This is a genomic window from Xanthomonas protegens (assembly GCF_038442435.1).
Classification (GTDB): domain Bacteria; phylum Pseudomonadota; class Gammaproteobacteria; order Xanthomonadales; family Xanthomonadaceae; genus Xanthomonas_A; species Xanthomonas_A sontii.
Genome location: NZ_JAQJCQ010000014.1, coordinates 118,212 through 138,219, shown reverse-complemented (window position 1 = coordinate 138,219; position 20,008 = coordinate 118,212). Strand labels below are relative to the sequence as shown.

The following is a 20,008-nucleotide window of genomic DNA, read 5'->3' as shown; positions in this document are numbered from 1 at the left end:
GGAGATCCTGGAGAGTGGGGAAGGTCAGTGCACCGGGCGCGCGGCGAGGTCGGCGGCGATATTCGCCAGCAGCGGCCGGCGCAGCCGGCAGCGCAGGATCACCGCGGCCAGCAGCAGGTGCAGGCCGGCGGGGATCAGCGTTTCCAGCAGGGTGATGGCCTGCAGCGAGGCCGGGCTCTGCTGCGCGGCGCCGGCGCGGTAGCCGGCGTAGACGAACAGCGCGCTGATCACCACCGCGCTCGAGGCCCACGCCAGCTTGATGCAGAACAGGTTGAAGGCGAAGTTGATGCCCGAGGAGCGCACCCGGTTCTTCCAGGCGCCGTAGTCGTCGGCGAAGGCCATCAGCGAGAAGTGCAGCGGCAGCGCGAAGCCCAGTACCAGGCAATGCACGAAGATCACCCCCAGCCACAGCGTCTGCTGCGCCGGTCCGGTCGGCAGCCACCATTGCGCCACGCCGAACGCGGCCAGCGCCAGGTTGGTGTGCAGGTACAGCGCCAGCGGATCGAAGCGGCGGCACAGCGCGTTGACCACGATCGCGCCGAGTACCGTGGCCAGCGCCACCATCGCGAAGAACAGCGAGGCGTAGCCGCTGCTGCCACCGAGCACGTAGGTGATGAAGTACAGATAGGCGCCGCCGCGGATGTTGTAGACGTTGATCAGCAGGAACGACATCAGCAGCACCAGCCGCAACTGGTCGTTCTGCAGCAGGCCGCGCAGATGTGCGCCGATGCCGGCGCCGCCGAGCAGGCTGACCGGCACGCGTTCGCGCACGGCGAAGAAGCAGCACAGGAACATCGCCACCGCCAGCGCCGCCAGCACGCCCACGCCGAGCTGGTAGCCGCGCGCGGCGTCGCCATTGCCCAGTTCCCGCACCAGCCACGGCAGCCCGACCGACACCAGGAAACCGGCGATGCCGCACAGCACGAAGCGCCAGGATTGCGCCGAGACCACGTCGCGGTGGTCGCCGGTCATGCTGTTGATCAGCGCGCAATAGGGCACGTTGATCGCGGTGTAGCACAGCGACAGCAGGAAATAGCTGGCGAAGGCGTAGGCGATCTTGGCGCCGGCGCTCAGCTGCGGCGCACTGAACGTCAGCACGCAGGCGATGCCGATCGGCACGGCGACCCACAGTTGCCAGGCGCGGAAACGGCCCCAGCGGCTGCGGGTGCGGTCGGCGATCAGGCCCATCACCGGATCGGACACCGCGTCGGCCACGCGCAGCACGGTGAACAGGGTGCCGACCAGCGCCGGGGTCAGGCCGAACACGTCGGTGTAGAAGAAGGTGAGGAAGTTGGCGATCAGGCAGGTGACCACCGTGCCGCCGGCATCGCCCAGGCCGTAGCCGAACTTCTCCAGGCGCGACAGACGCGGCGTGGTCGCGGCCGCTGCGGCGTCTGCGGTGGCGTGGCCGATGGCGGTCGCGGTCAACGTAACGGCTCCTGGCGCGCCCGGTCCGGCGCCAGCGCAAAGTGGCATGGCGGCGCACCCGCGACAAGAGTCTGTGCGGTATAAAACCGGTACGATTCCGACCACGGCGGCCGCGGCGTCCTCGCGCGGTATCGTTCATTCGAATGCTGCAGTGCAGCGTCGCACAGGCAAGGGGAGACGTTTCCGACATGCTCGAATTCGCCGTCGCCTATCCGATCCGGGTCCAGAACGGAGGCCTGTTCATTTCCCGCGGCGTGGGTGCGCATCCGGCGCGGGTGATCCAGTCCTACGAGCTGATCTTCGTCGAGCGCGGCATCCTCTCGCTTCGCGAACAGGACAACGACTTCCACGTCGGACCCGGCGAGACGCTGTTGCTGTGGCCCGGCCGCGCGCACGCCGGCCTTGGCCAGTTCCCGGACGACCTGCGGTTCTATTGGGTGCATTTCGAACTGGAACCGGGCGTGGCGCAGGCGGACAACGCGGTGGCGCTGTCGATGCCGCAGCGCACTGCGATCCGCGATCCGGATCGCTTCGTCGGCCTGTTCCGCTGGTTCCTGGCCGAGCAGGAGGAACGCCGCACGCTGCCGATGCTGGAGCCGATCGTGCTGTCGATGCTGCAATGCGTGGCCGGCGCCTGGCCGGATCCGCACGATTCCGAACGCGCCGGGGTGGCGCTGGCGTACCGTGCCAAGCAACTGATCGGCACCCAGTTCCACACCGCGCTCACCGCCTCGTCGCTGGCCGCGCAACTGCACTGCAATCCGGATTATCTGGGCCGCATCTACCGGCGCAGCTTCGGCACCACGCTGACCGAGGCGATCCACCGCCAGCGCATCGCCTTCGCCGAGAAGCTGCTGCTGGTCAACACCTGCGCGGTGGACGACGTGGCGCAGCGCGCCGGCTTCAGCGACAGCGGCTACTTCCGCCGCGTGTTCCGCCAGCGCCTGGGCATGACCCCCAGTGCGTATCGGCGGCTGTACTGCAAGGAGCACATTAATTCGGGGTGAGTGGCTTTGCGGGTGCGGTGTGCGTGCTGCTGCCGCGCACTTTTGCGCGTGCGCGCGTGTCGTTTGGCGGCCGTGGCAATGCGCAGCCTGCCTGCTTCTTAGGAGCGGCTTCAGGGCACATCTAATAACGCGTGATCGCCGCGGCGCGGCGTGATGTCTTGTCTCGATTGTAGGAGCGGCTTCAGCCGCGACGGGCATTCCCGGTAACGCCCGTCGCGGCTGAAGCCGCTCCTGCAAATGGACTTCGTCGTTGTGAGAGTTGCCCTTCAGCCGCGACGCGATTTCGTGGAGACGCTCCGTCGCGGCTGAAGCCGCTCCTGCGGCAGGGTGGTGCGGCTGCGGCGGCTGGTCGCGCTAGCTCAGCTGCTGGCCGATCTCGCGCGCCATCGCGTTCAGCGGCAGGATCTTCTCCGCGCCGCCGCGCTTGATCGCTTCTTTGGGCATGCCGAACACCACGCTGCTCTGTTCGTCCTGGGCCACGGTGCGTGCGCCGGCCTGGCGCATCTCCAGCAGGCCGACCGCGCCGTCGTCGCCCATGCCGGTCATGATGATGCCCAGCGCGTTGCCGCCGGCGGCGCGCGCGGCGGAACGGAACAGTACGTCCACCGATGGCCGGTGCCGGTTCACCGGCGGCCCGTCCAGCACCTCGACGAAGTACTGCGCGCCGCTGCGGCGCAGCAGCATGTGCTTGCCGCCCGGCGCGATCAGCGCGCGTCCCGGGACCACGCGGTCGTTGTTGGCCGCTTCCTTCACCGAGATCTGGCACAGCGTGTCCAGGCGCGCGGCGAAGGCGGCGGTGAATTTCTCCGGCATGTGCTGGACGATGACGATGCCCGGGCTGACCCGCGGCAGCGCGGTCAGCACTTCCTCCAGCGCCTGGGTGCCGCCGGTGGAGGTGCCGATCGCCACCACCCGTTCGGTGGTCTGCGACAGTGCGCGGCCGCCCTGTGCGGGCAGGATCACGTCGGCGGTGTGCTTGATCTCCGGCTCCGCCGGCGCCACTGCCGGCCGCGCCGACAGGCGCTTGACGTTGGCGCGCGCGGCGCTCTTCACCGTGGCGATCATTTCCTCGGCCGAGTCGGTGAGGAACTGTTTGAGACCGAGCTTGGGCTTGGTCACCACCGCCACCGCGCCGGCGGCCAGCGCGTCCATGGTCACCCGCGCGCCCTTCTCGGTGAGCGTGGAGCAGATCACCACCGGGGTGGGGCGCTCGCTCATGATCTTGCGCAGGAAGGTGATGCCGTCCATCTTCGGCATCTCCACGTCCAGCACGATCACGTCCGGCCACTGCTGGCGCATCTTGTCCATCGCCAGTAGCGGGTCGGCCGCGGCGGCGATGACCTCGATGCCGGGCGCGTCGTTGAGCACGGCGACCAGCACCTGGCGCACCACCGCCGAATCGTCGATCACCATGGCCTTGATCGTGGTCATGCGGGGTTCCCTCCTGGGACGTCGTGGTTCATGGCTTGCGGTACACCGACGGCGCGATCTGCACGACGTCGCCGTTGACGTCGTTGAGGCTCTCGGAGTGGCCGATGCAGAAGATGCCGCCGCGCTTGAGCGTGCCCAGCACCCGGGTCACCACTTCGCGCTTGGTCTGGCCGTTGAAGTAGATCATCACGTTGCGCAGGAACACCACGTCGAACTGGCCCAGGTTGGGCAGCGTCGCGTTGAGGTTGGCGTGCAGGAAGCGCACGTGGTCGCGGATCTTGCGGTCGATCAGCATGCTGCCCTCGTACTCGCCGCGGCCCTTGAGGCAGTAGCGCTTGAGCATGGCCGGCGGCATGTGCTCGATGCGCAGCAGCGGGTAGTGGCCGGTCCGCGCCTTGGCCAGCACGCGCGTGCTGATGTCGGTGCCGACCACCTCGTAGGGGCGGCCCTGCAGGGTATCGTCCAGCACCATGGCCATGCTGTACGCCTCCTCGCCGCTGGAGCTGGCCGCGCTCCAGCAACGGAACGGCGCACTGCCGGTATGCGCGGCGGCGATGCTGCGCAGCAGGTCGAAGTGCTTGGGTTCGCGGAAGAAATAGGTTTCGTTGGTGGTCAGCAGGTCGATCGCGGTCTGCACCTCGCCGCTGCCCTCGCGGCTTTCCAGCAGCTTGAGGTACTGGGTGTAGGTCTGCAGCGAATGCGCCTTCAGGCGCTTGCCCAGGCGCCCGCACAGCATGGCTTTCTTGGCCGGCGAGATGGTGATGCCGGCGGCGTCGAAGATGAAACGCTGGAACCGGCCGAATTCCTGCTCGGTGATGGTGTCGTGGCTGGTCATGGTCATGGCCGGTCGGTCAGTGGGGAGGGGCGGGAGCGGGGACGCTGGCGTTGCCGGTGGGGCCGTGTTCCTGCAGCAGGCGCTGGTGCTCCAGCAGCCAGGCGTGCAGCGCGCCGCCCCCCAGCGGGCGCGCCAGCAGGTAGCCCTGGCCGAAGTCGCAGCCCAGCTCCTGCAGCAGGGTCCAGTCCTCCACCGTTTCGATGCCCTCGGCGACGGTGCTCAGGCCCAGCCGCTGGGCCATGCCCAGTGCCGATTCGAGGACCGTGCGCAGGTTGCGGCTGCGGTGCGCGTCGTGGACGAAGATGCGGTCGATCTTCAATTCGGTGAAGGGGATGCGGGTGAGCTGCTGCAGCGAGGAGAAGCCGGTGCCGTAGTCGTCCAGCGACAGGCCGAAGCCCTGCAGCCGCAGCCGCGCCAGCATGCCCAGAGCGCTGCCGCAGACCAGCGAGCTTTCGGTGATTTCCAGCACCAGGTCCGACGGCGCCAGCCCGTGCTGGCGCAGCAGCCCGAGCAGTTCGTCGAGCAGGTTCGGGTTCTGCAGCGTGCTCGGCGACAGGTTCAACGCCAGGGTCAGCTGAAACCCGTCCTGTTTCCACGCCGCCAGCCGCGCCATCGCCTGGTCGGCGACGCAGGCGGTGAGCGCGTGGATCAGGCCTTCGCGCTCGGCCACGGCGATGAAGCGGTCCGGCGCGATCGGCCCGGCACTGGGATGGCGCCAGCGCGCCAGCGCTTCCACGCCGCCGACCCGGCCGCTGCGCATGTCCACCTTGGGCTGATAGGCCACCTCGATCTCGCCACGTTGCAGGGCCTCGCGCAGCATCGCCGCCATCGTCGCCTCGCCGGGCGCCTCGGCGTCGTCACGTGGTGCCGGTGCGCTCGGCGCGTGGGCGCGCACCGCGGCCGCGAGCTGGGCGGCGCGCAGCGGCTTCTCCAGTCCCGCCAGCACCTGCAGGCCGTTGCTGCGGCCGACCTGCAGCACCGAGTCGATCAAGGCCGCGCCGCGCTGCGAGGCGACCACGATCGGCACGCGCACGCTGCAGCGGGCCAGTGCGTCGAGCAACTGCACGCCGTCCATGCCGGGCATTTCCAGATCCACGATCAACAGCCCCAGCGGCGCGCCTTGGGTGACCCGCGCCAGTGCGGCATGGCCGTCGGCCGCACCTTCCACCGCCACCGCCCCCATGCGCTGGCACAGGGCCAGCGCATGTTCGCGCTGGACCTGGCTGTCGTCGACCACCAGGACCGTACCGAAGTGGTGCAGAGCGGCGGTGTCGGGGGCCGTGGGCATGCGAAATCCGTTTCGAGGAGAGGGCAGGGCGCTGCGCGGCAACGGCCGCTCAGGCGGCGATGCCTTCTTCCAGGTGGGCGTCGAGGGCGGTCATGCTGGCGAACTCCTGGGGCGCCAGCACCGCATCGGCGGCGAGCAGGATCACGAAGCGCTCGCCGACCTTGCCCATGCCGTGGATGAAATCGCGGCGGATGCCGGTCCCGAAGGCCGGCGGCGGCGCGATGTCGGCGGTGGCGATCTCCAGCACTTCGCTGACCGCGTCCACCAGCAGGCCCAGCACCTGGCGTTCCTCGCCGGCCGCCACCTCGATGATGACGATGCAGGTGCGCTTGCTGATCTCGCTGGGCGCGCGGCCGAAGCGTTGCTGCAGGTCCACCACCGGCACCACGGCGCCACGCAGGTTGATCACCCCACGCAATGCGGGCGGCATCATCGGCACGTCGGTCGGCGTGCGGTACTCGATGATCTCCTTGATGCCGAGGATGCCGACGCCGAACATTTCCTTGCCGAGCAGGAAGGTCAGGAACTGGTCCGTGGCCAGGTCGCCGGCGTCGGAGGGTGAGAGCGAAGCGGGAGCGTTCATGGCCATGTCTCAGAAGGTTTCGAAGTGGGCTTCGTCGAGCGAATCCGCCAGGACGAGCTGGCCGTTGGCGACGCGCGCGATCGGCTTGGGACCGGCCTGCCCGTTGCGGCCGCGCCCGGCGCCGGGACGTCGCGCCGCGGTCCTGGCCGGCGGGGTGCCCTGCACCTTGAAGAAGCTCATCAGCTGCTGCAGCTGTTCGGCCTGCGCGCTCATCTCCTCGGCCGTGGCGGCCAGTTCCTCGGAGTTGGAGGCGGCTTGCTGGGTGGTCTGGTTGAGCTGGCTGACCGCGGCATTGATCTGGCCGACGCCGGAGGTCTGTTCCTCGGAGGCGGCGGTGATCTCCTGCACCAGGTCGGAGGTGCGCTTGATCGATGGCACCATCTCGTCCAGCAGCTTGCCCGCGGTCTCGGCCATTTCCACGCTGGAGGTGGCGACGTCGCCGATCTCCTGCGCCGCGATCTGGCTGCGTTCGGCCAGCTTGCGCACTTCCGCGGCGACCACGGCGAAGCCCTTGCCGTGCTCGCCCGCACGCGCGGCTTCGATCGCCGCGTTCAGTGCCAGCAGGTTGGTCTGGTAGGCGATGTCGTCGATGATGCCGACCTTCTGCGCGATCTGCTTCATCGCCAGCACGGTCGCCCGCACCGATTCGCCGCCGTCCAGCGCCTGGCTGGAAGCCTTGCTGGCCATGCCGTCGGTGATCTTGGCGTTTTCGGTGTTCTGCGAGATCGACGCGGTCATCTGCTCCAGCGAAGCGCTGGTCTCTTCGACGCCGGCGGCCTGTTCGCTGGCCGCCTGGCTCAGCGACTGCGCGGTGGCGCTGACCTCTTCCGACGCGCTGGCCAGCGATTCGGCATTGCCGTTGACCTCGCTGACCACCTGCGACAGGCGCGCGATGGTGTCGTTGATGTAGTTCTTCATTTCGGCGTAGGCGCCGTCGTAGTGCTTGTCGATGCTCTGGGTCAGGTCGCCCTCGGCCAGGCCGCCCATCACCCGCACCACGTCCTGGATGCTGCCGCCGGTCGTGGTCGCCAAGTCGTTCAGGCCCTGGCCCATCTCACGCTGGAACCCGGCCAGGCCGTCCAGCGCGATGCGCTCGGAGAAATCGCCGCGGTTGGCGGCCGCGACCACACGGCGCTGGCCGTCGATCACCAGCTTCAGCCGCTCGACCATGGTCCGCATCGCATACAGCGCGCTGCCGCTGTCGTTGGCACGCACGGCCACCTCCAGGTTGAGGTCGCCCTGCGCCACCTTGTTGGCGATCTCGGCCACATAGGCCGGCTCGCCGCCCAGCAGGCGGGTGAGGATGCGCACGATGAAGAACGCCACGACCGCGCCCAGCAGCACCGCCACCACGATGGTCGCGATGATCAGCGAGCGCGCGGACGCATAGAGTTCGTCGCCGCGGTCGCTGGCGTCCTGGCCGCCCTTGACGTTCAGGTCCACCAGCTTGTCGATCGCCGCGGCGGTGCTGCGGAAGATCTGCCGCTGCTCGCCGTTCAGCGCGGTCATCGACTCCTCTGTCTTCCCCTGCGCCGCCAGCGCCAGCAACTGCTTGTGCAGCTCGGTGTAGCGGTCGAAGTTCTTGGCGAAATCCTCGTACAGCGCCTGCTCCTCCGGCGAGGAGATCAGCGGGACGTAGGCCTTCTTGTTGTTCTCGAAGGCCTCTAGGGTCTTGATCATGCGCGTGTCGTAGTCCTGCCGCTCGGCCGGATCGGTGGCGATGACCCGTTGCAGTTCGAACAAGCGCAACTTGTTGAAGTTGGCGCTCATTTCTTCGACGTTGCGTACGCTGGGCATCCAGTTGCCGGCAAGCTCCGTGGACGAGCCGTTGATTCGGGCCATTTGCATCGTGGCGAAAATGCCGGTCCCCAACAGCAGCAGCAACACCAGGCCGAAGCCGATGCCGATGCGTGTGCCGATCTTCATGTGCTGGAACATCGTGATCCCCCTGGATGTGATGTCGTGGAAGTGGATATCAGAACGTATCGAAATGGGCTTCGTCCGGCGCCGACACCAGTGCCAGGCCGACCTCCCCGAACCCACGCTTGCGCACCGGCGCCGCCCTGCGGGACGGACCGGCGGTGACCGCCGTCGGACGCCGCGGCGCCACGACCTGGTTGGTACGGAAGAAACTCATCAGTTGCTGCAACTGCTCGGCCTGGCCGCTCATTTCCTCGGCCGTGGCAGCCAGTTCTTCGGAGTTGGCCGCGGCCTGCTGGGTGGTCTGGTTGAGCTGGCCGACCGCGGCGTTGATCTGGCCGACGCCGGAGGTCTGTTCCTCGGAGGCGGCGGTGATCTCCTGCACCAGGTCGGAGGTGCGGCGGATCGACGGCACCATCTGGTCCAGCAGCTTGCCGGCGTTCTCGGCCAGCTCCACGCTGGATTCGGCCACCTGGCCGATCTCCTGCGCGGCCACCTGGCTGCGCTCGGCCAGCTTGCGCACCTCGGCGGCGACCACCGCGAAGCCCTTGCCGTGCTCGCCGGCGCGCGCGGCCTCGATCGCCGCGTTCAGCGCCAGCAGGTTGGTCTGGTAGGCGATGTCGTCGATGATGCCGATCTTCTGCGCGATCTGCTTCATCGCGGTCACCGTCGAGCGCACCGCGTCGCCGCCTTCGTTGGCTTCGCGCGCGGCCTTGGCCGCCATGCTGTCGGTGACCTTGGCGTTCTCGGTGTTCTGCGCGATGGACGCGGTCATCTGCTCCAGCGAGGCGCTGGTCTCCTCCACGCCGGCGGCCTGTTCGCTGGCCGCCTGGCTCAGCGACTGCGCCGTGGCGCTGACCTGCTCGGAGGCGCTGGCCAGGGCTTCGGCATTGATGTTCACCTCGCCGACCACCTGCGCCAGGCGCGCGACGGTGGCATTGATGCTGTCGCACAGTTCCTTCAGCTGGCCCTGGCACTGCACGTCCGCCAGCCGGGTCAGGTCGCCGGCCTCGATCGCCTTGAGCACGGCGCCGGCTTCGTTCAGCGGGCCGATCACCGTGTCCAGGGTCAGGTTGACGCCGTCGACGATGCGGCGGAAGTCGCCATGGTGCAGGCTGCCGTCGGCACGCACGTCCAGACGGCCGGCCGCGGCGGCATCGACCAGCAGGCTGGTGTCGCGGATCAGCGCGCGCAGGTTGGAACGCACCTGCTCGACCGTGTCGTTGATGAACGCCTTCTTGCCCGGGAAAGCCTCCAGCGGCGCGTCGAAGTTGCCGCGGCCGAATTCGGCGATGCAGGCCATCGCCTTCTTCTTGGTGGCGATATGGTCGCCGACCATGCGGTTGATGCCGTCGGCCATGCTGCGGAAGTCGCCTTCGAAGCGGTGGCTCTCGATCGCCACGTCGATGTCGCCAGCATCGTGCTGGGCCGACATGTGCTTCATCTGCGTGATCAGCCCCAGCAGGTTGCGACGCACCTGCTCGATGATCTCGTTGATGAAGACCTTCTTGCCCGGGAACGTCTCCAGCGGTGCCTCGAAATTGCCGCGGCCGAATTCGGCCACGCAGGCCAGCGCCTTCTTCTTGGTGGCGATGTGGTCGCCGACCATGCGGTTGATGCCTTCGGCGATGACCTTGAACTCGCCGTCGAAGCGCTGGCTGTCGATCACCACGTCGATGTCGCCGGCGTCGTGCTGCGCGGACATGCGCACGATCTCGTCGTTGATCTGACGCACCCCGGTCTGCACCTGGCGCAGCGCCAGCAGTACCTCGCAGGCCTGATCGTTGCGTATGGTCGGCATCACCACCTCGAAATTGCCGGTGGCGAAGCGTGCCAGGGTGGTGGTGGCGATCCGCAGCGAGCGGGTGATGGCGTGGACGGTATAGGCCAGCACCGCGGCGGCGATCACCGTGGCGCCGATGCTCAGCGCCAGGGTCTGCCCGGCGGGCAGGCCGAGCGCGAACCCGCACGCGGCGGCGGCCAATGGCAGCGCGACGGCGATGGCCGAACCGGTCCACAGCTTGGAGGACAGCGAAAGGGAGTTGGACATGCCGGTGTACCTGTGCGGGTGAAAAGTCCCCGGCCTGACAGGCCGGGACGGAGAGAGTTCAGAACGAAACGAATGCCGCTTCTTCCAGGCGCGCGGCCTGGGCGGTGGCCGCCGGGCCACCGAAGCTGCGGGCGCGTGGTGCGCGCTGCGTCGACATCGGTAGGCGTCGCGGTTGCGGGGCCGGCGCCGGGGAGGTGGTGGCGCCGGTGGTGAAGAAGCTCATGAGCGTTTGCAACTGTTCGGCCTGGCTACTTACTTCTTCGGCCGTGGCGGCCAATTCTTCAGCGTTGGCAGCGGATTGCTGTGTTGTCTGGCTGAGCTGCACCACCGCGGTGTTGATCTGGCCGACGCCGGAGCTCTGCTCTTCGGAGGCGGCGGTGATCTCCTGCACCAGGTCGGAGGTGCGGCGGATCGACGGTTCCATTTCGCCGAGCAGGCGCCCGGCGGTCTCGGCCAGGTTCACGCTGGTGCTGGCGACGTCGCTGATCTCGTGCGCGGCGACCTGGCTGCGCTCGGCCAGCTTGCGCACTTCCGCGGCGACCACCGCGAAGCCCTTGCCGTGCTCGCCGGCGCGCGCGGCCTCGATCGCCGCGTTCAGCGCCAGCAGGTTGGTCTGGTAGGCGATGTCGTCGATGATGCCGATCTTGCGTGCGATCTCCTTCATGGCCGAGACGGTCGCGCGGACCGCTTCGCCGCTTTCGGCGGCCTCGCGCGAGGCCTTGGCGGCCATGCCGTCGGTGATCTTGGCGTTCTCCGCGTTCTGCGCGATGGAGCCGTTCATCTGCTCCAGCGAGGCGCTGGTCTCCTCGACGCCGGCGGCCTGCTCGCTGGCCGCCTGGCTCAGCGACTGCGCGGTGGAGGACAGTTCCTCGGCGGCGCTGGCCAGGGTGACCGCATTGCCGTTGACCTCGTTGACGATGCTGGTGAGCTTGTCGATGGTGGCGTTGACGTAGCGCTGCATGTCGGCGAAGGCGCCCTCGTAGTGGCCCTGCACCTGGCGGCTGAGGTCGCCCTCGGCCATCGCGCCCATCACCTTGATCACGTCGCCGACGCTGCGCAGGTTGCCGCGGGTCTGCTCGATGATCTCGTTGATGAAGGCCTTCTTGCCCGGCAGCTGCGGCATCGGCGCGTCGAAGTTGCCGCGGCCGAACTCGGCGACCACGCCCAGTGCCTGCTTCTTGACCGCGATGTGCGCCGCGACCATGCGGTTGATGGCCTTGCCGATCGCGCAGAATTCCCCGTCCAGATGAGTGCAGTCGATCTGCACGTCGATGTCGCCCTTGTCGTGCTCGTCGGACATGCGCGCGATCTCGCCGATCAGGCGCTTGAAGTTGCCGCGCACCTGCTCGATGGTCTCGTTGATGAAGGCCTTCTTGCCCGGCAGCTGCGGCATGGTCGCGTCGAAGTTGCCGCGGCCGAACTCGGCGACCACGCCCAACGCCTGCTTCTTGACCGCGATGTGGCTGCCGACCATGCGGTTGATGCCGTCGGCCATGCCGCGGAAGTCGCCCTGGAAGTGCGCGCTGTCGATGCTGGCGTCGATCTCGCCGGCCTCGTGCTGCTCGGAGACGCGGCGCATCTCGGCGATCAGGCCGAGCATGTTGCGCCGCACCTGCTCGATGGTGTCGTTGATGTAGGCCTTCTTGCCTGGGAACGCAGCCAGCGGCGCGGCGAAATTGCCAAGGCCGAATTCGCCCACGCAGTCGATCGCCTGCTTGCACACGCCGATGTGGGCACCGACCAGCTGGTTGATGTCGCCGACCAGGGTCCGGTAGGCGCCGCCGGCCTGGGTCGCATCCAGCATCACGTCGCAGTCGCCGGCGGCGTGGGCGCTGGTCATGTGCGCGACGTCGGCCTGCAGTTGCCGCAGCGGCCGCTGCGCGGCGAGCAGGGCCTGGCCGATCTCGCTGCCGCCGGCGGTCGCGTCCACGCGCTCCAGTTCGCCCTGCGCCAGCGCCTGCAGACCGGTGCGTGCCAGGTCCAGTTCGCGCTGCGCGGCAGCGGACGCCTGCTGCGCCGAACGCACGCTGCGGCCCAGCACCACGCCGGCGACCAGCGTGGCCACGGCGACCACAGTCCAGGCGATGCCGCCGGCCAGCGGCAGCGTCAGCGCCGCGACGGCCGCGGCGGCGGGCAGGGCGATGGCGACGGCCGCGGCCGTCGGCAGGGTGGTAATGGGCGTCCGGTTCTGGGACATGACGGCGATTCCTGGTTGATGGCGTGACGTAGGAATGACGGCAGGCAATGCGGCGGCTCAGGCCGCCAGCGATTCGGTGCCGGGTTGCAACTGGCCAATGAGCGACGGCACGTCCAGGATCAGGGCAACCCCGCCGCTGCCGAGGATGCTGGAGCCGCTGATGCCCTTGACCTGGGCGAATACCTTGGAGAGCGGCTTGATCACGGTCTGCCACTCGCCCAGCAGGGTGTCGACCACCAGGCCGAACCGCTGCGAGCCCTGGCGGATCACCACGATGCTCTCGCGCGCCGGCGGCGTGCCGGCGATGGCGAACAGCGAGCGCAGGCGCACGTAGGGCAGCACGTTGCCGCGCAGGTCGATGTACTCGCTCTGGTAGTTCGGTGCGAACTCCACGCATTCCTCGACCACGTCCAGCGGCACCACGAACACCGACTTGCCGACCCCGACCTGGAAGCCGTTGATGATCGCCAGGGTCAGCGGCAGCCGCACCGAGATGGTGGTGCCGACGTCCTGCTGGCTGCTGATGTCGACGCTGCCGCGCAACGCGGCGATGTTGCGCTTGACCACGTCCATGCCGACGCCGCGGCCGGACAGGTTGGTGACCTTCTCGGCGGTGGAGAAGCCCGGCTCGAAGATCAGCGCGAACACCTCGCGGTCGGAGAGCAGGCGGCCGGGTTCGATCAGGCCGCGTTCCAGCGCCTTGGCCAGGATCCGGTCGCGGTTGAGGCCGCCGCCGTCGTCGCTGATCTGGATGACGATGCTGCCGGAATCGTGGAAGGCGTTGAGCCGCACCGTGCCGCGCACCGGCTTGCCGCGCGCCTGGCGCACCTCGGCCGGTTCGATGCCGTGATCCATGGCGTTGCGCACCAGGTGGGTCAGCGGATCGGCGATCTTCTCCACCACCGACTTGTCCAGTTCGGTGTCCTCGCCGTTGACCACCAGCGCGATATCCTTGCCCAGTTCGCGGGCCACGTCGTGAACCACGCGGTGGAAGCGGCTGAAGGTACCGCCGATCTTGACCATGCGCAGTTGCAGCGCGCTTTCGCGCACCTCCTCGACCAGGCCGGCGAGGATCGAGGTGGATTCCAGCAACTGCGCATCGCCGGTGCGCTGCGCGTTGGCGCCGGTGCTGGCGACCGCGATGATCAGTTCGCCGACCAGGTCGATCATGCGGTCGAGCTTGTCGGCGTCGACGCGGATCGAGCCGCCTTCGCCGCGCGCGCCCGCGGCCTTGGCAGGGCCGGCATTGGCGGCGGGGGCCGCTGCCAATGCCGGCGCACTGGGCACGGCCGGTGCGGCTGCAGCCGGCGCGGCCTCCGGTGTGGCGGCGCTTTCGAACCCGGCGAAGTCGTCGGCGCTGGCCTGGCTGCCGGCCTCGGCCACCAGCAGCGGCAGATCCAGGTTGGCGGCGTCGCCGAGCGGGTCCACCGCCAGCACCTGCAGGTCGCAGTCGTCGCGCACGAATTCGAAGATGTCCTCGATCGCGGCCTGCTGCGCTTCGCTGCGCAGCAGGATGTCGAAGCCCAGGTAGCAGGCCTCCGGATCCAGTTCCGGCAATGCCGGCACGCGCTCGTGACGGGTGCGCACCGCTTCCAGGCTGCCGAGGCTGCGCAGGCAGCGGATCAGGTGCAGCGGCGAGTTGCCGAAGCGCAGCGCATCGGTGAACAGCTGCAGCGAGATCCGCCAGTAGCCGGTCTGCGCCGGCGCGGCCGGTGCCGCGGGCGTTGCGGCGGCGCTGGCCTTGGCGGCCGGCGCGGCAGCCGGGTGCAGGTAGGTCTGCAGGCGTTCCAGCAGCGGCGCACCCTCGGTGGCCAGCGTGGCTTCGTCCGCCTCGGCGCCGGCGGCCGCTTCCACCAGGGTGCGGATGTGGTCGCAGCAGGCCAGCATCAGCTGGATGAGGTCCGAATCCAGCGCGACCGCGTGCTCGCGCACCAGGTCCAGCACGCTCTCCACCACATGGGTGAAGCCGACCAGTTGCGCCAGATCGAACAGGCCGCCGGAGCCCTTGATGGTATGGGCGGCGCGGAAGATCGCGTTGACCGCGTCGGGACCGGCTTCGCCGCGCTCGGCTTCCAGCAGGTTGCGTTCCATGTCCTCGAGCAGGTCGCGGCTCTCGGCGATGAAGGTCTGCAGCAATTGATCCATGTTCATGTCGTGCTGCCGATTAGTGAAGAGTGTCGTCGCCGACGCGCTCGAACGCGTCGCCCAGGCCGAGCAGGTCCAGCGCGTCGCCGACCGCCGTGGTGCAGCCCTCGAGTTGGAATGGCCGTCCCAGCGCGCGCAGCGCGGCCTGGGTGGCCAGCAGCAGTTGCACGCCGGTGGCGTCGATGTCGTTCACCGCCTGCAACTGCAGGCGCAGGCCGCCGGGATGCTCCAGCGCGGGCAGCAGCAGCGGCTTCAGTTCGGCCGCATGGCGGATGGTCATGTCGCCGTCCACGATCAACTGCAGCGGCGGATCCTGTTCGTCGGGGGGCGTCGAGCGCATGGCGGGTCTCCGGCAGTGGGCAAGGGGAAAGCCGGCGGCGCTCGATGAAGGGCGCATGCGGGCTTCGGTAAGAGCGATATCGGCGCAGACAGGAAATATTTAGAAATATTTAGTGCGCGTGAAGCATTTGTCTCCCACGCCGCACGCAAGCCTGAGTGGTTCAGATCGACCCAAGATGCACGTCCCATAACGGCTTGAGTGCGACCGGGGTTTCCCCATGGCTCCTGCACGTGCTGTGCCAATCGCAATCGCGCGTGAAGACGTCAAAAAAGCCGCGCGAGGCGCGTCCGTCGGTCTTCACGTGAAGACCGTTGCGTTCAGGTGTTGCGCAAGCTGCAGGCGCCGTACGCCGCCGCATGTGGCGGCGGTATTTCAGAACGAAAAGAGTTCAGCCCGTGTGCGGCGGCCGATGGTGCGTGAACAGACGCGGGCACGATCGCCCGCGTCGCTCAGCGTGGCGACAGCGCGGTCAGCAGGCCGCGCGCGGCATTGAAGCGGTCGGCCGCTTCCGGCAGCGGCAGCTTGAGCTTCAGCTTGTCCGGGCCATCCATCGCATACAGCTTCGGCTGCTTCTGGATCATCTGGATGATGGTCATCGGATCCACGTTGGGCTTGGCCTCGAACACCAGGCGCCCACCGTGTTCGCCCAGTTCCAGCTTGCGGATGCCCAGCACGTTGGCCTGCAGCTTCAGTTCGGCGATGGCGAACAGGTGCTTCACCGGATCCGGCAGCAGGCCGAAGCGGTCGATCATCTCCACCTGCAGTTCGCGCAGGCCGTCGCTGTCGCGGGCGCTGGAAATGCGCTTGTACAGGGTCAGGCGGGTATGCACGTCGGGCAGATAGTCGTCGGGGATCAGCGCCGGCACATGCAGTTCCACCTCGGCGCCGCGCGCTTCCTCGCCGGCATCCAGGTCCGGCAGCTTGCCCTGGCGGATGCTGCGCACCGCGCGTTCGAGCAGTTCGGTGTACAGGCTGAAGCCGACCTCGGCCATCTGCCCGCTCTGGTCCTCGCCCAGCAGTTCGCCGGCGCCGCGGATCTCCAGATCGTGGGTGGCCAGGGTGAAGCCGGCGCCCAGTTCGTCCATCGAGGCGATCGCGTCCAGCCGCTTCTGCGCATCCGGGGTGATGCTGCGCCGGTCCGGCACCAGCAGATAGGCATAGGCGCGGTGATGCGAGCGGCCGACGCGGCCGCGCAACTGGTGCAACTGCGCCAAGCCGAAGCGGTCGGCGCGGTTGATGACGATGGTGTTGGCGTTGGGGATGTCGATGCCCGATTCGATGATCGTGGTCGACAGCAGCACGTTGAAGCGCTGCTTCTGGAAATCCAGCATCACCTTTTCCAGCTCGCGCTCGGGCATCTGCCCGTGGGCGATGCCGATGCGCGCCTCCGGCACCAGCTCGCTCAGCTCGCGCTGCATGCGGCCGATGCTCTCCACGTCGTTGTGCAGGAAGTACAGCTGGCCGCCGCGCGCCAGTTCGCGCTGGAAGGCTTCGCGCAGCAGCGCGTTGTCCCACTGGGTGACGAAGGTCTGCACCGCCAGCCGGTTCGGCGGCGGCGTGGCGATGATCGACAGGTCGCGCAGGCCGGCCATGGCCATGTTCAAGGTGCGCGGAATCGGCGTGGCGGTCAGGGTCAGCAGGTGCACGTTGGCGCGCAGCGCCTTCAGCGCTTCCTTCTGGCGCACGCCGAAGCGTTGCTCCTCGTCGACGATGACCATGCCCAGGTCCTTGAACTTCACGTCCGGCTGCAGCAGGCGATGGGTGCCGACGATCACGTCGATGCTGCCGGCGGCGACCTTCTCCAGCTCGGCCTTGATCTCCTTGCTGCTCTTGAAGCGCGACAGCACCTCGACCTTCAGCGGGTAGTCGGCGAAGCGGTCGCGGAAGTTGCGGTAGTGCTGTTCGGCCAGCAGCGTGGTCGGCACCAGCACCGCCACCTGCTTGCCGGCGCTGGCCGCGGCGAAGGCCGCGCGCACCGCGACCTCGGTCTTGCCGAAGCCGACGTCGCCGCAGACCACGCGGTCCATCGGCTGGCTGCTGGCCAGGTCGCGCAGGGTGGCGTCGATCGCGGCCAACTGGTCGGGGGTTTCCTCGAACGGGAAGCCGGCGGCGAACGGCTCGTACATCGCCCGATCCACCTGCAGCGCCAGTCCGGCACGGGCCTGCCGGCGCGCCTGGATCTCCAGCAGCTCCGCGGCCACGTCGCGCACCTTCTCGGCGGCCTTGCGCTTGGCCTTGGTCCATTGTTCGCCGCCCAGCGAATGCAGCGGCGCGGTCTCGGCCGAGGCGCCGGAGTAGCGGCTGATCAGATGCAACTGCGCGACCGGCACGTACAACCGGTCGCCCTTGGCGTATTCGATTTCCAGGAACTCGCCGGGCATGCCGCCGGCATCGAGCACGATCAGCCCGCGGTAGCGGCCGACGCCGTGGTCCTCGTGCACGATCGGCGCGCCCTCGGACAATTCGCCGAGGTCGCGGATGATCGCTTCCGGCTCGCGCCCCACGCGGCGGCTGCGCCGCGGCTGGCTGGCACGCTCGGGGAACAACTGGCGCTCGGTCAGCACCGCGATCCGCGGCGACTCCAGCGCGAAGCCGTCGTCCAGTGGTGCAACGGCAATAGCGAAGCGTGCACCGATCTCGCCGGAGTCGAGCCCCTCTCCCTCCGGGAGAGGGGTTGGGGTGAGGGTACGACCGCTAGTGGAGTTCGTCTGCGCAGCCTTGGAACTTGCCGAAGCACCCGCCTTCTTCGTTCCCGGCCGCGCGAGCGCCGCACCCTCATCCGGCGCTTCGCGCCACCTTCTCCCGGTGGGAGAAGGAACAAACGCCGCGAAGTTCGGCAGCACCTCCGGCTTCAACTCCGCGGCCGCCAACACTTCCAGCAGCGCCTCGCGGCGGCCCGGCGAATCGGCGGCGATCAGCACCCGCCCCGGGTAGTGATCGAGGAAGCTCTTCAGCGCCGCGCCCGGCGCAGCGTCCTTGGCCGCCACCGGCAACGGCGGCAGCGGCTGGTCGCCCAGCGCCTGTGCCTCGTCGATGCGCGGGTGGTCGGCGGCCCATACGTCGATGCGCGGCAGCCCGTTGAGGCGTTCGCGCAGCGCGTCCGGCGCCTGGTACAGCTCTTCCGGCGCCAGCAGCGGGCGCTCCACGTCGTGGCGGCGTTGCTCGTAGCGGGCCTGGGTCTGCGCCCAGAACGCATCGGCGGCGGCGCCCACGCCCGGGGCGATCAGCGGCAGCACCTGCTCGCTCAGATAATCGAACAGGGTGGCGGTGGCCTCGCGTGCGCCGCTGCTGCGGGGCTCCTGGAAGAACAGCGGCAGGTAGTACTCGATGCCCGACGGCGCCAGCCCGGCCTTCAGGTCCTGGTACAGCGCGCTGCGCCGGGTGTCCACGTCGAAGCGTTCGCGCAGCGCGGTCAATACCCGCTCCACGCTGACGTCGTCCATCGGCACTTCGCGCCCAGGCAGCATGCGTACCGCCTGCACATGGTCCAGCGAGCGCTGCGATTCCGGGTCGAAGGCGCGGATCGAGTCGATGTCCTCGTCCAGCAGCTCGATCCGCAGCGGCGCATCGGTGCCCATCGGGTACACGTCGAGCAGGCCGCCGCGCACGGCGAAATCGCCCGGGTCCATCACCTGCGGCACGTTGCGGTAGCCGGCGCTTTCCAGCCGACGCTTTTCCGCATCCAGGTCCAGACGCTGGCCCACGCGCAGGTCGAAGCTGCCGCCGACGATGTAGCGCAGCGGCGCCACCCGCTGCATCAGCGTCTGCACCGGCACCACCACGATGCCCTGGGTCAGCGTCGGCAGCCGGTGCAGCGCCGCCAGGCGCTGGCTGACGATGTCCGGGTGCGGACTGAACTGGTCGTAGGGCAGGGTTTCCCAATCCGGGAACGGCACCACCGGCAGGCTGGGATCGTCGCCGAGCAGGCTATGCAGGTCGGCTTCGAGCTGGTGCGCGCTCTGGTTGTCGCGGGCGACCACCAGCAACGGCCCGCGATGCGCGGACGCGGCGCAGGCGATGTGCCAGGCCAGTGCGGTGGAGGACGCGGGCGCGCGCCAGTGCGCGCGGAGCTGGCCGGACTTGGGCAGCGGCGGAACGGGGAAGGAGAGGGGCGGCATGGACCAACTAGTTTAGCAAGGTCGGGACCCGGGACCCGGAAGAGCAGGAGCTGAAGCTGCCTGCGGAGCGCTGGCTTTTCCGGGTCCCGGGACCCGGGTTTTCAGCTGCCCAGTTCCAGCACCACCCGCACCAGGTCCGGATTGTCCGGATGCGGCATGCGCTGGAAGCCCAGCGACTCGGCCAGCTGCAACATCGGCACGTTGCGTTCGAGCACATCGCCGTAGAGCCGGTCCAGGTACTTGCGGCGTGCCCACTTGACCAGCTTGCGCATCAATTGCCGGCCCAGGCCCTGGCCGGAGACGAAGCTGCTGACCAGGATCGCGTACTGCGCCTCGCGGGTGCCGGGGGTGATCGCGGCGCGCGCCACCGCGCCGACCACGGCTTCGCCAGGCGGCAGCGGCTCGGCCGCGACCAGGATCAATTCCGACTTCGGATTGGGATGGGTGAGGCGTTGCGCCATGTCCTCGGTCAGTTCCTGCGTCGAATGCAGGAAGCGCTCGCGGATCTCGGTCGGCCCGAGCAGGCCGAAGGCACCTTGCAGCGGCGCGCTGTCCTCCGGCCGGATGGGACGGATCAGCAGTTCGCGCCCACTGGGCAGGGTGAAGGTTTCATGCCACGGAGGCATGCGGTTGCGGGTAGCCATGGCCGTATGATCCTCGACGAAG

The 20,008-nt window shown here is 68.6% G+C and carries 13 protein-coding genes; 1 reads left to right on the top strand and 12 read right to left on the bottom strand.

Annotated elements, in window-relative coordinates; translation table 11 throughout:
• Nucleotides 1-24 precede the first annotated feature (24 nt).
• A complete protein-coding gene (locus PIQ37_RS16125) occupies nt 25-1,428 on the bottom strand; it encodes an MFS transporter (protein WP_342074226.1) in 1,404 nt (467 codons plus the stop codon).
• 188 nt (nt 1,429-1,616) lie between these two features.
• On the opposite strand from PIQ37_RS16125, the gene PIQ37_RS16120 reads away from it, so the two are divergent.
• Entirely contained in the window at nt 1,617-2,435 is an 819-nt protein-coding gene (locus PIQ37_RS16120) for a helix-turn-helix transcriptional regulator (protein WP_342074225.1), read from the top strand.
• A 354-nt stretch (nt 2,436-2,789) separates the two neighbouring features.
• Here the strand turns inward: PIQ37_RS16120 and PIQ37_RS16115 are convergent, their stop codons facing one another.
• The 11 genes from PIQ37_RS16115 to PIQ37_RS16065 form a co-directional block, all read right to left on the bottom strand.
• On the bottom strand, nt 2,790-3,866 hold the full coding sequence (locus tag PIQ37_RS16115) for a protein-glutamate methylesterase/protein-glutamine glutaminase (protein WP_017909387.1): 1,077 nt from the start codon (nt 3,864-3,866) through the stop codon (nt 2,790-2,792).
• Nucleotides 3,867-3,894: 28 nt separating this feature from the next.
• The gene (locus PIQ37_RS16110; RefSeq protein ID WP_342074235.1) at nt 3,895-4,701 is read right to left on the bottom strand and encodes a CheR family methyltransferase; all 807 of its coding nucleotides are present in this window, start codon (nt 4,699-4,701) and stop codon (nt 3,895-3,897) included.
• Nucleotides 4,702-4,717: 16 nt separating this feature from the next.
• Nucleotides 4,718-5,989: an EAL domain-containing response regulator gene (locus PIQ37_RS16105; protein ID WP_342074224.1), complete on the bottom strand. Its 1,272-nt coding sequence runs from the start codon at nt 5,987-5,989 to the stop codon at nt 4,718-4,720.
• A 49-nt stretch (nt 5,990-6,038) separates the two neighbouring features.
• Nucleotides 6,039-6,572: a chemotaxis protein CheW gene (locus tag PIQ37_RS16100; RefSeq protein ID WP_342074223.1), complete on the bottom strand. Its 534-nt coding sequence runs from the start codon at nt 6,570-6,572 to the stop codon at nt 6,039-6,041.
• A 9-nt stretch (nt 6,573-6,581) separates the two neighbouring features.
• Complete coding sequence (locus tag PIQ37_RS16095; RefSeq protein WP_407137065.1) at nt 6,582-8,510, bottom strand: HAMP domain-containing methyl-accepting chemotaxis protein; 1,929 nt, start codon at nt 8,508-8,510, stop codon at nt 6,582-6,584.
• Between the two features lie 37 nt (nt 8,511-8,547).
• Nucleotides 8,548-10,542 carry a methyl-accepting chemotaxis protein gene (locus PIQ37_RS16090; RefSeq protein ID WP_342074221.1) on the bottom strand — a complete coding sequence of 665 codons (1,995 nt, stop codon included), beginning with the start codon at nt 10,540-10,542 and terminating at the stop codon, nt 8,548-8,550.
• 58 nt (nt 10,543-10,600) lie between these two features.
• Nucleotides 10,601-12,739 carry a methyl-accepting chemotaxis protein gene (locus tag PIQ37_RS16085; protein WP_342074220.1) on the bottom strand — a complete coding sequence of 713 codons (2,139 nt, stop codon included), beginning with the start codon at nt 12,737-12,739 and terminating at the stop codon, nt 10,601-10,603.
• Between the two features lie 57 nt (nt 12,740-12,796).
• A complete protein-coding gene (locus tag PIQ37_RS16080; RefSeq protein WP_342074219.1) occupies nt 12,797-14,890 on the bottom strand; it encodes a chemotaxis protein CheA in 2,094 nt (697 codons plus the stop codon).
• 13 nt (nt 14,891-14,903) lie between these two features.
• Nucleotides 14,904-15,224 (bottom strand): STAS domain-containing protein, encoded by a 321-nt coding sequence (locus tag PIQ37_RS16075; RefSeq protein ID WP_267093858.1) that lies wholly within the window; start codon nt 15,222-15,224, stop codon nt 14,904-14,906.
• A gap of 449 nt (nt 15,225-15,673) precedes the next feature.
• Nucleotides 15,674-19,342 (bottom strand): transcription-repair coupling factor, encoded by a 3,669-nt coding sequence (mfd, locus tag PIQ37_RS16070; protein WP_342074218.1) that lies wholly within the window; start codon nt 19,340-19,342, stop codon nt 15,674-15,676.
• Between the two features lie 101 nt (nt 19,343-19,443).
• The gene (locus PIQ37_RS16065) at nt 19,444-19,986 is read right to left on the bottom strand and encodes a GNAT family N-acetyltransferase (RefSeq protein WP_342074217.1); all 543 of its coding nucleotides are present in this window, start codon (nt 19,984-19,986) and stop codon (nt 19,444-19,446) included.
• Nucleotides 19,987-20,008: the final 22 nt, after the last annotated feature.

Excerpts from the sequence above, each read along its gene's own strand:
- PIQ37_RS16090 (WP_342074221.1), bottom strand. The coding sequence starts at position 10,542 with ATGTCCAACTCCCTTTCGCTGTCCTCCAAGCTGTGGACCGGTTCGGCC.
- PIQ37_RS16105 (WP_342074224.1), bottom strand. The coding sequence starts at position 5,989 with ATGCCCACGGCCCCCGACACCGCCGCTCTGCACCACTTCGGTACGGTC.
- PIQ37_RS16100 (WP_342074223.1), bottom strand. The coding sequence starts at position 6,572 with ATGAACGCTCCCGCTTCGCTCTCACCCTCCGACGCCGGCGACCTGGCC.
- mfd (WP_342074218.1), bottom strand. The coding sequence starts at position 19,342 with ATGCCGCCCCTCTCCTTCCCCGTTCCGCCGCTGCCCAAGTCCGGCCAG.
- PIQ37_RS16065 (WP_342074217.1), bottom strand. The coding sequence starts at position 19,986 with ATGGCTACCCGCAACCGCATGCCTCCGTGGCATGAAACCTTCACCCTG.
- PIQ37_RS16075 (WP_267093858.1), bottom strand. The coding sequence starts at position 15,224 with ATGCGCTCGACGCCCCCCGACGAACAGGATCCGCCGCTGCAGTTGATC.
- PIQ37_RS16110 (WP_342074235.1), bottom strand. The coding sequence starts at position 4,701 with ATGACCAGCCACGACACCATCACCGAGCAGGAATTCGGCCGGTTCCAG.
- PIQ37_RS16120 (WP_342074225.1), top strand. The coding sequence starts at position 1,617 with ATGCTCGAATTCGCCGTCGCCTATCCGATCCGGGTCCAGAACGGAGGC.
- PIQ37_RS16095 (WP_407137065.1), bottom strand. The coding sequence starts at position 8,510 with ATGTTCCAGCACATGAAGATCGGCACACGCATCGGCATCGGCTTCGGC.
- PIQ37_RS16080 (WP_342074219.1), bottom strand. The coding sequence starts at position 14,890 with ATGAACATGGATCAATTGCTGCAGACCTTCATCGCCGAGAGCCGCGAC.
- PIQ37_RS16085 (WP_342074220.1), bottom strand. The coding sequence starts at position 12,739 with ATGTCCCAGAACCGGACGCCCATTACCACCCTGCCGACGGCCGCGGCC.
- PIQ37_RS16115 (WP_017909387.1), bottom strand. The coding sequence starts at position 3,866 with ATGACCACGATCAAGGCCATGGTGATCGACGATTCGGCGGTGGTGCGC.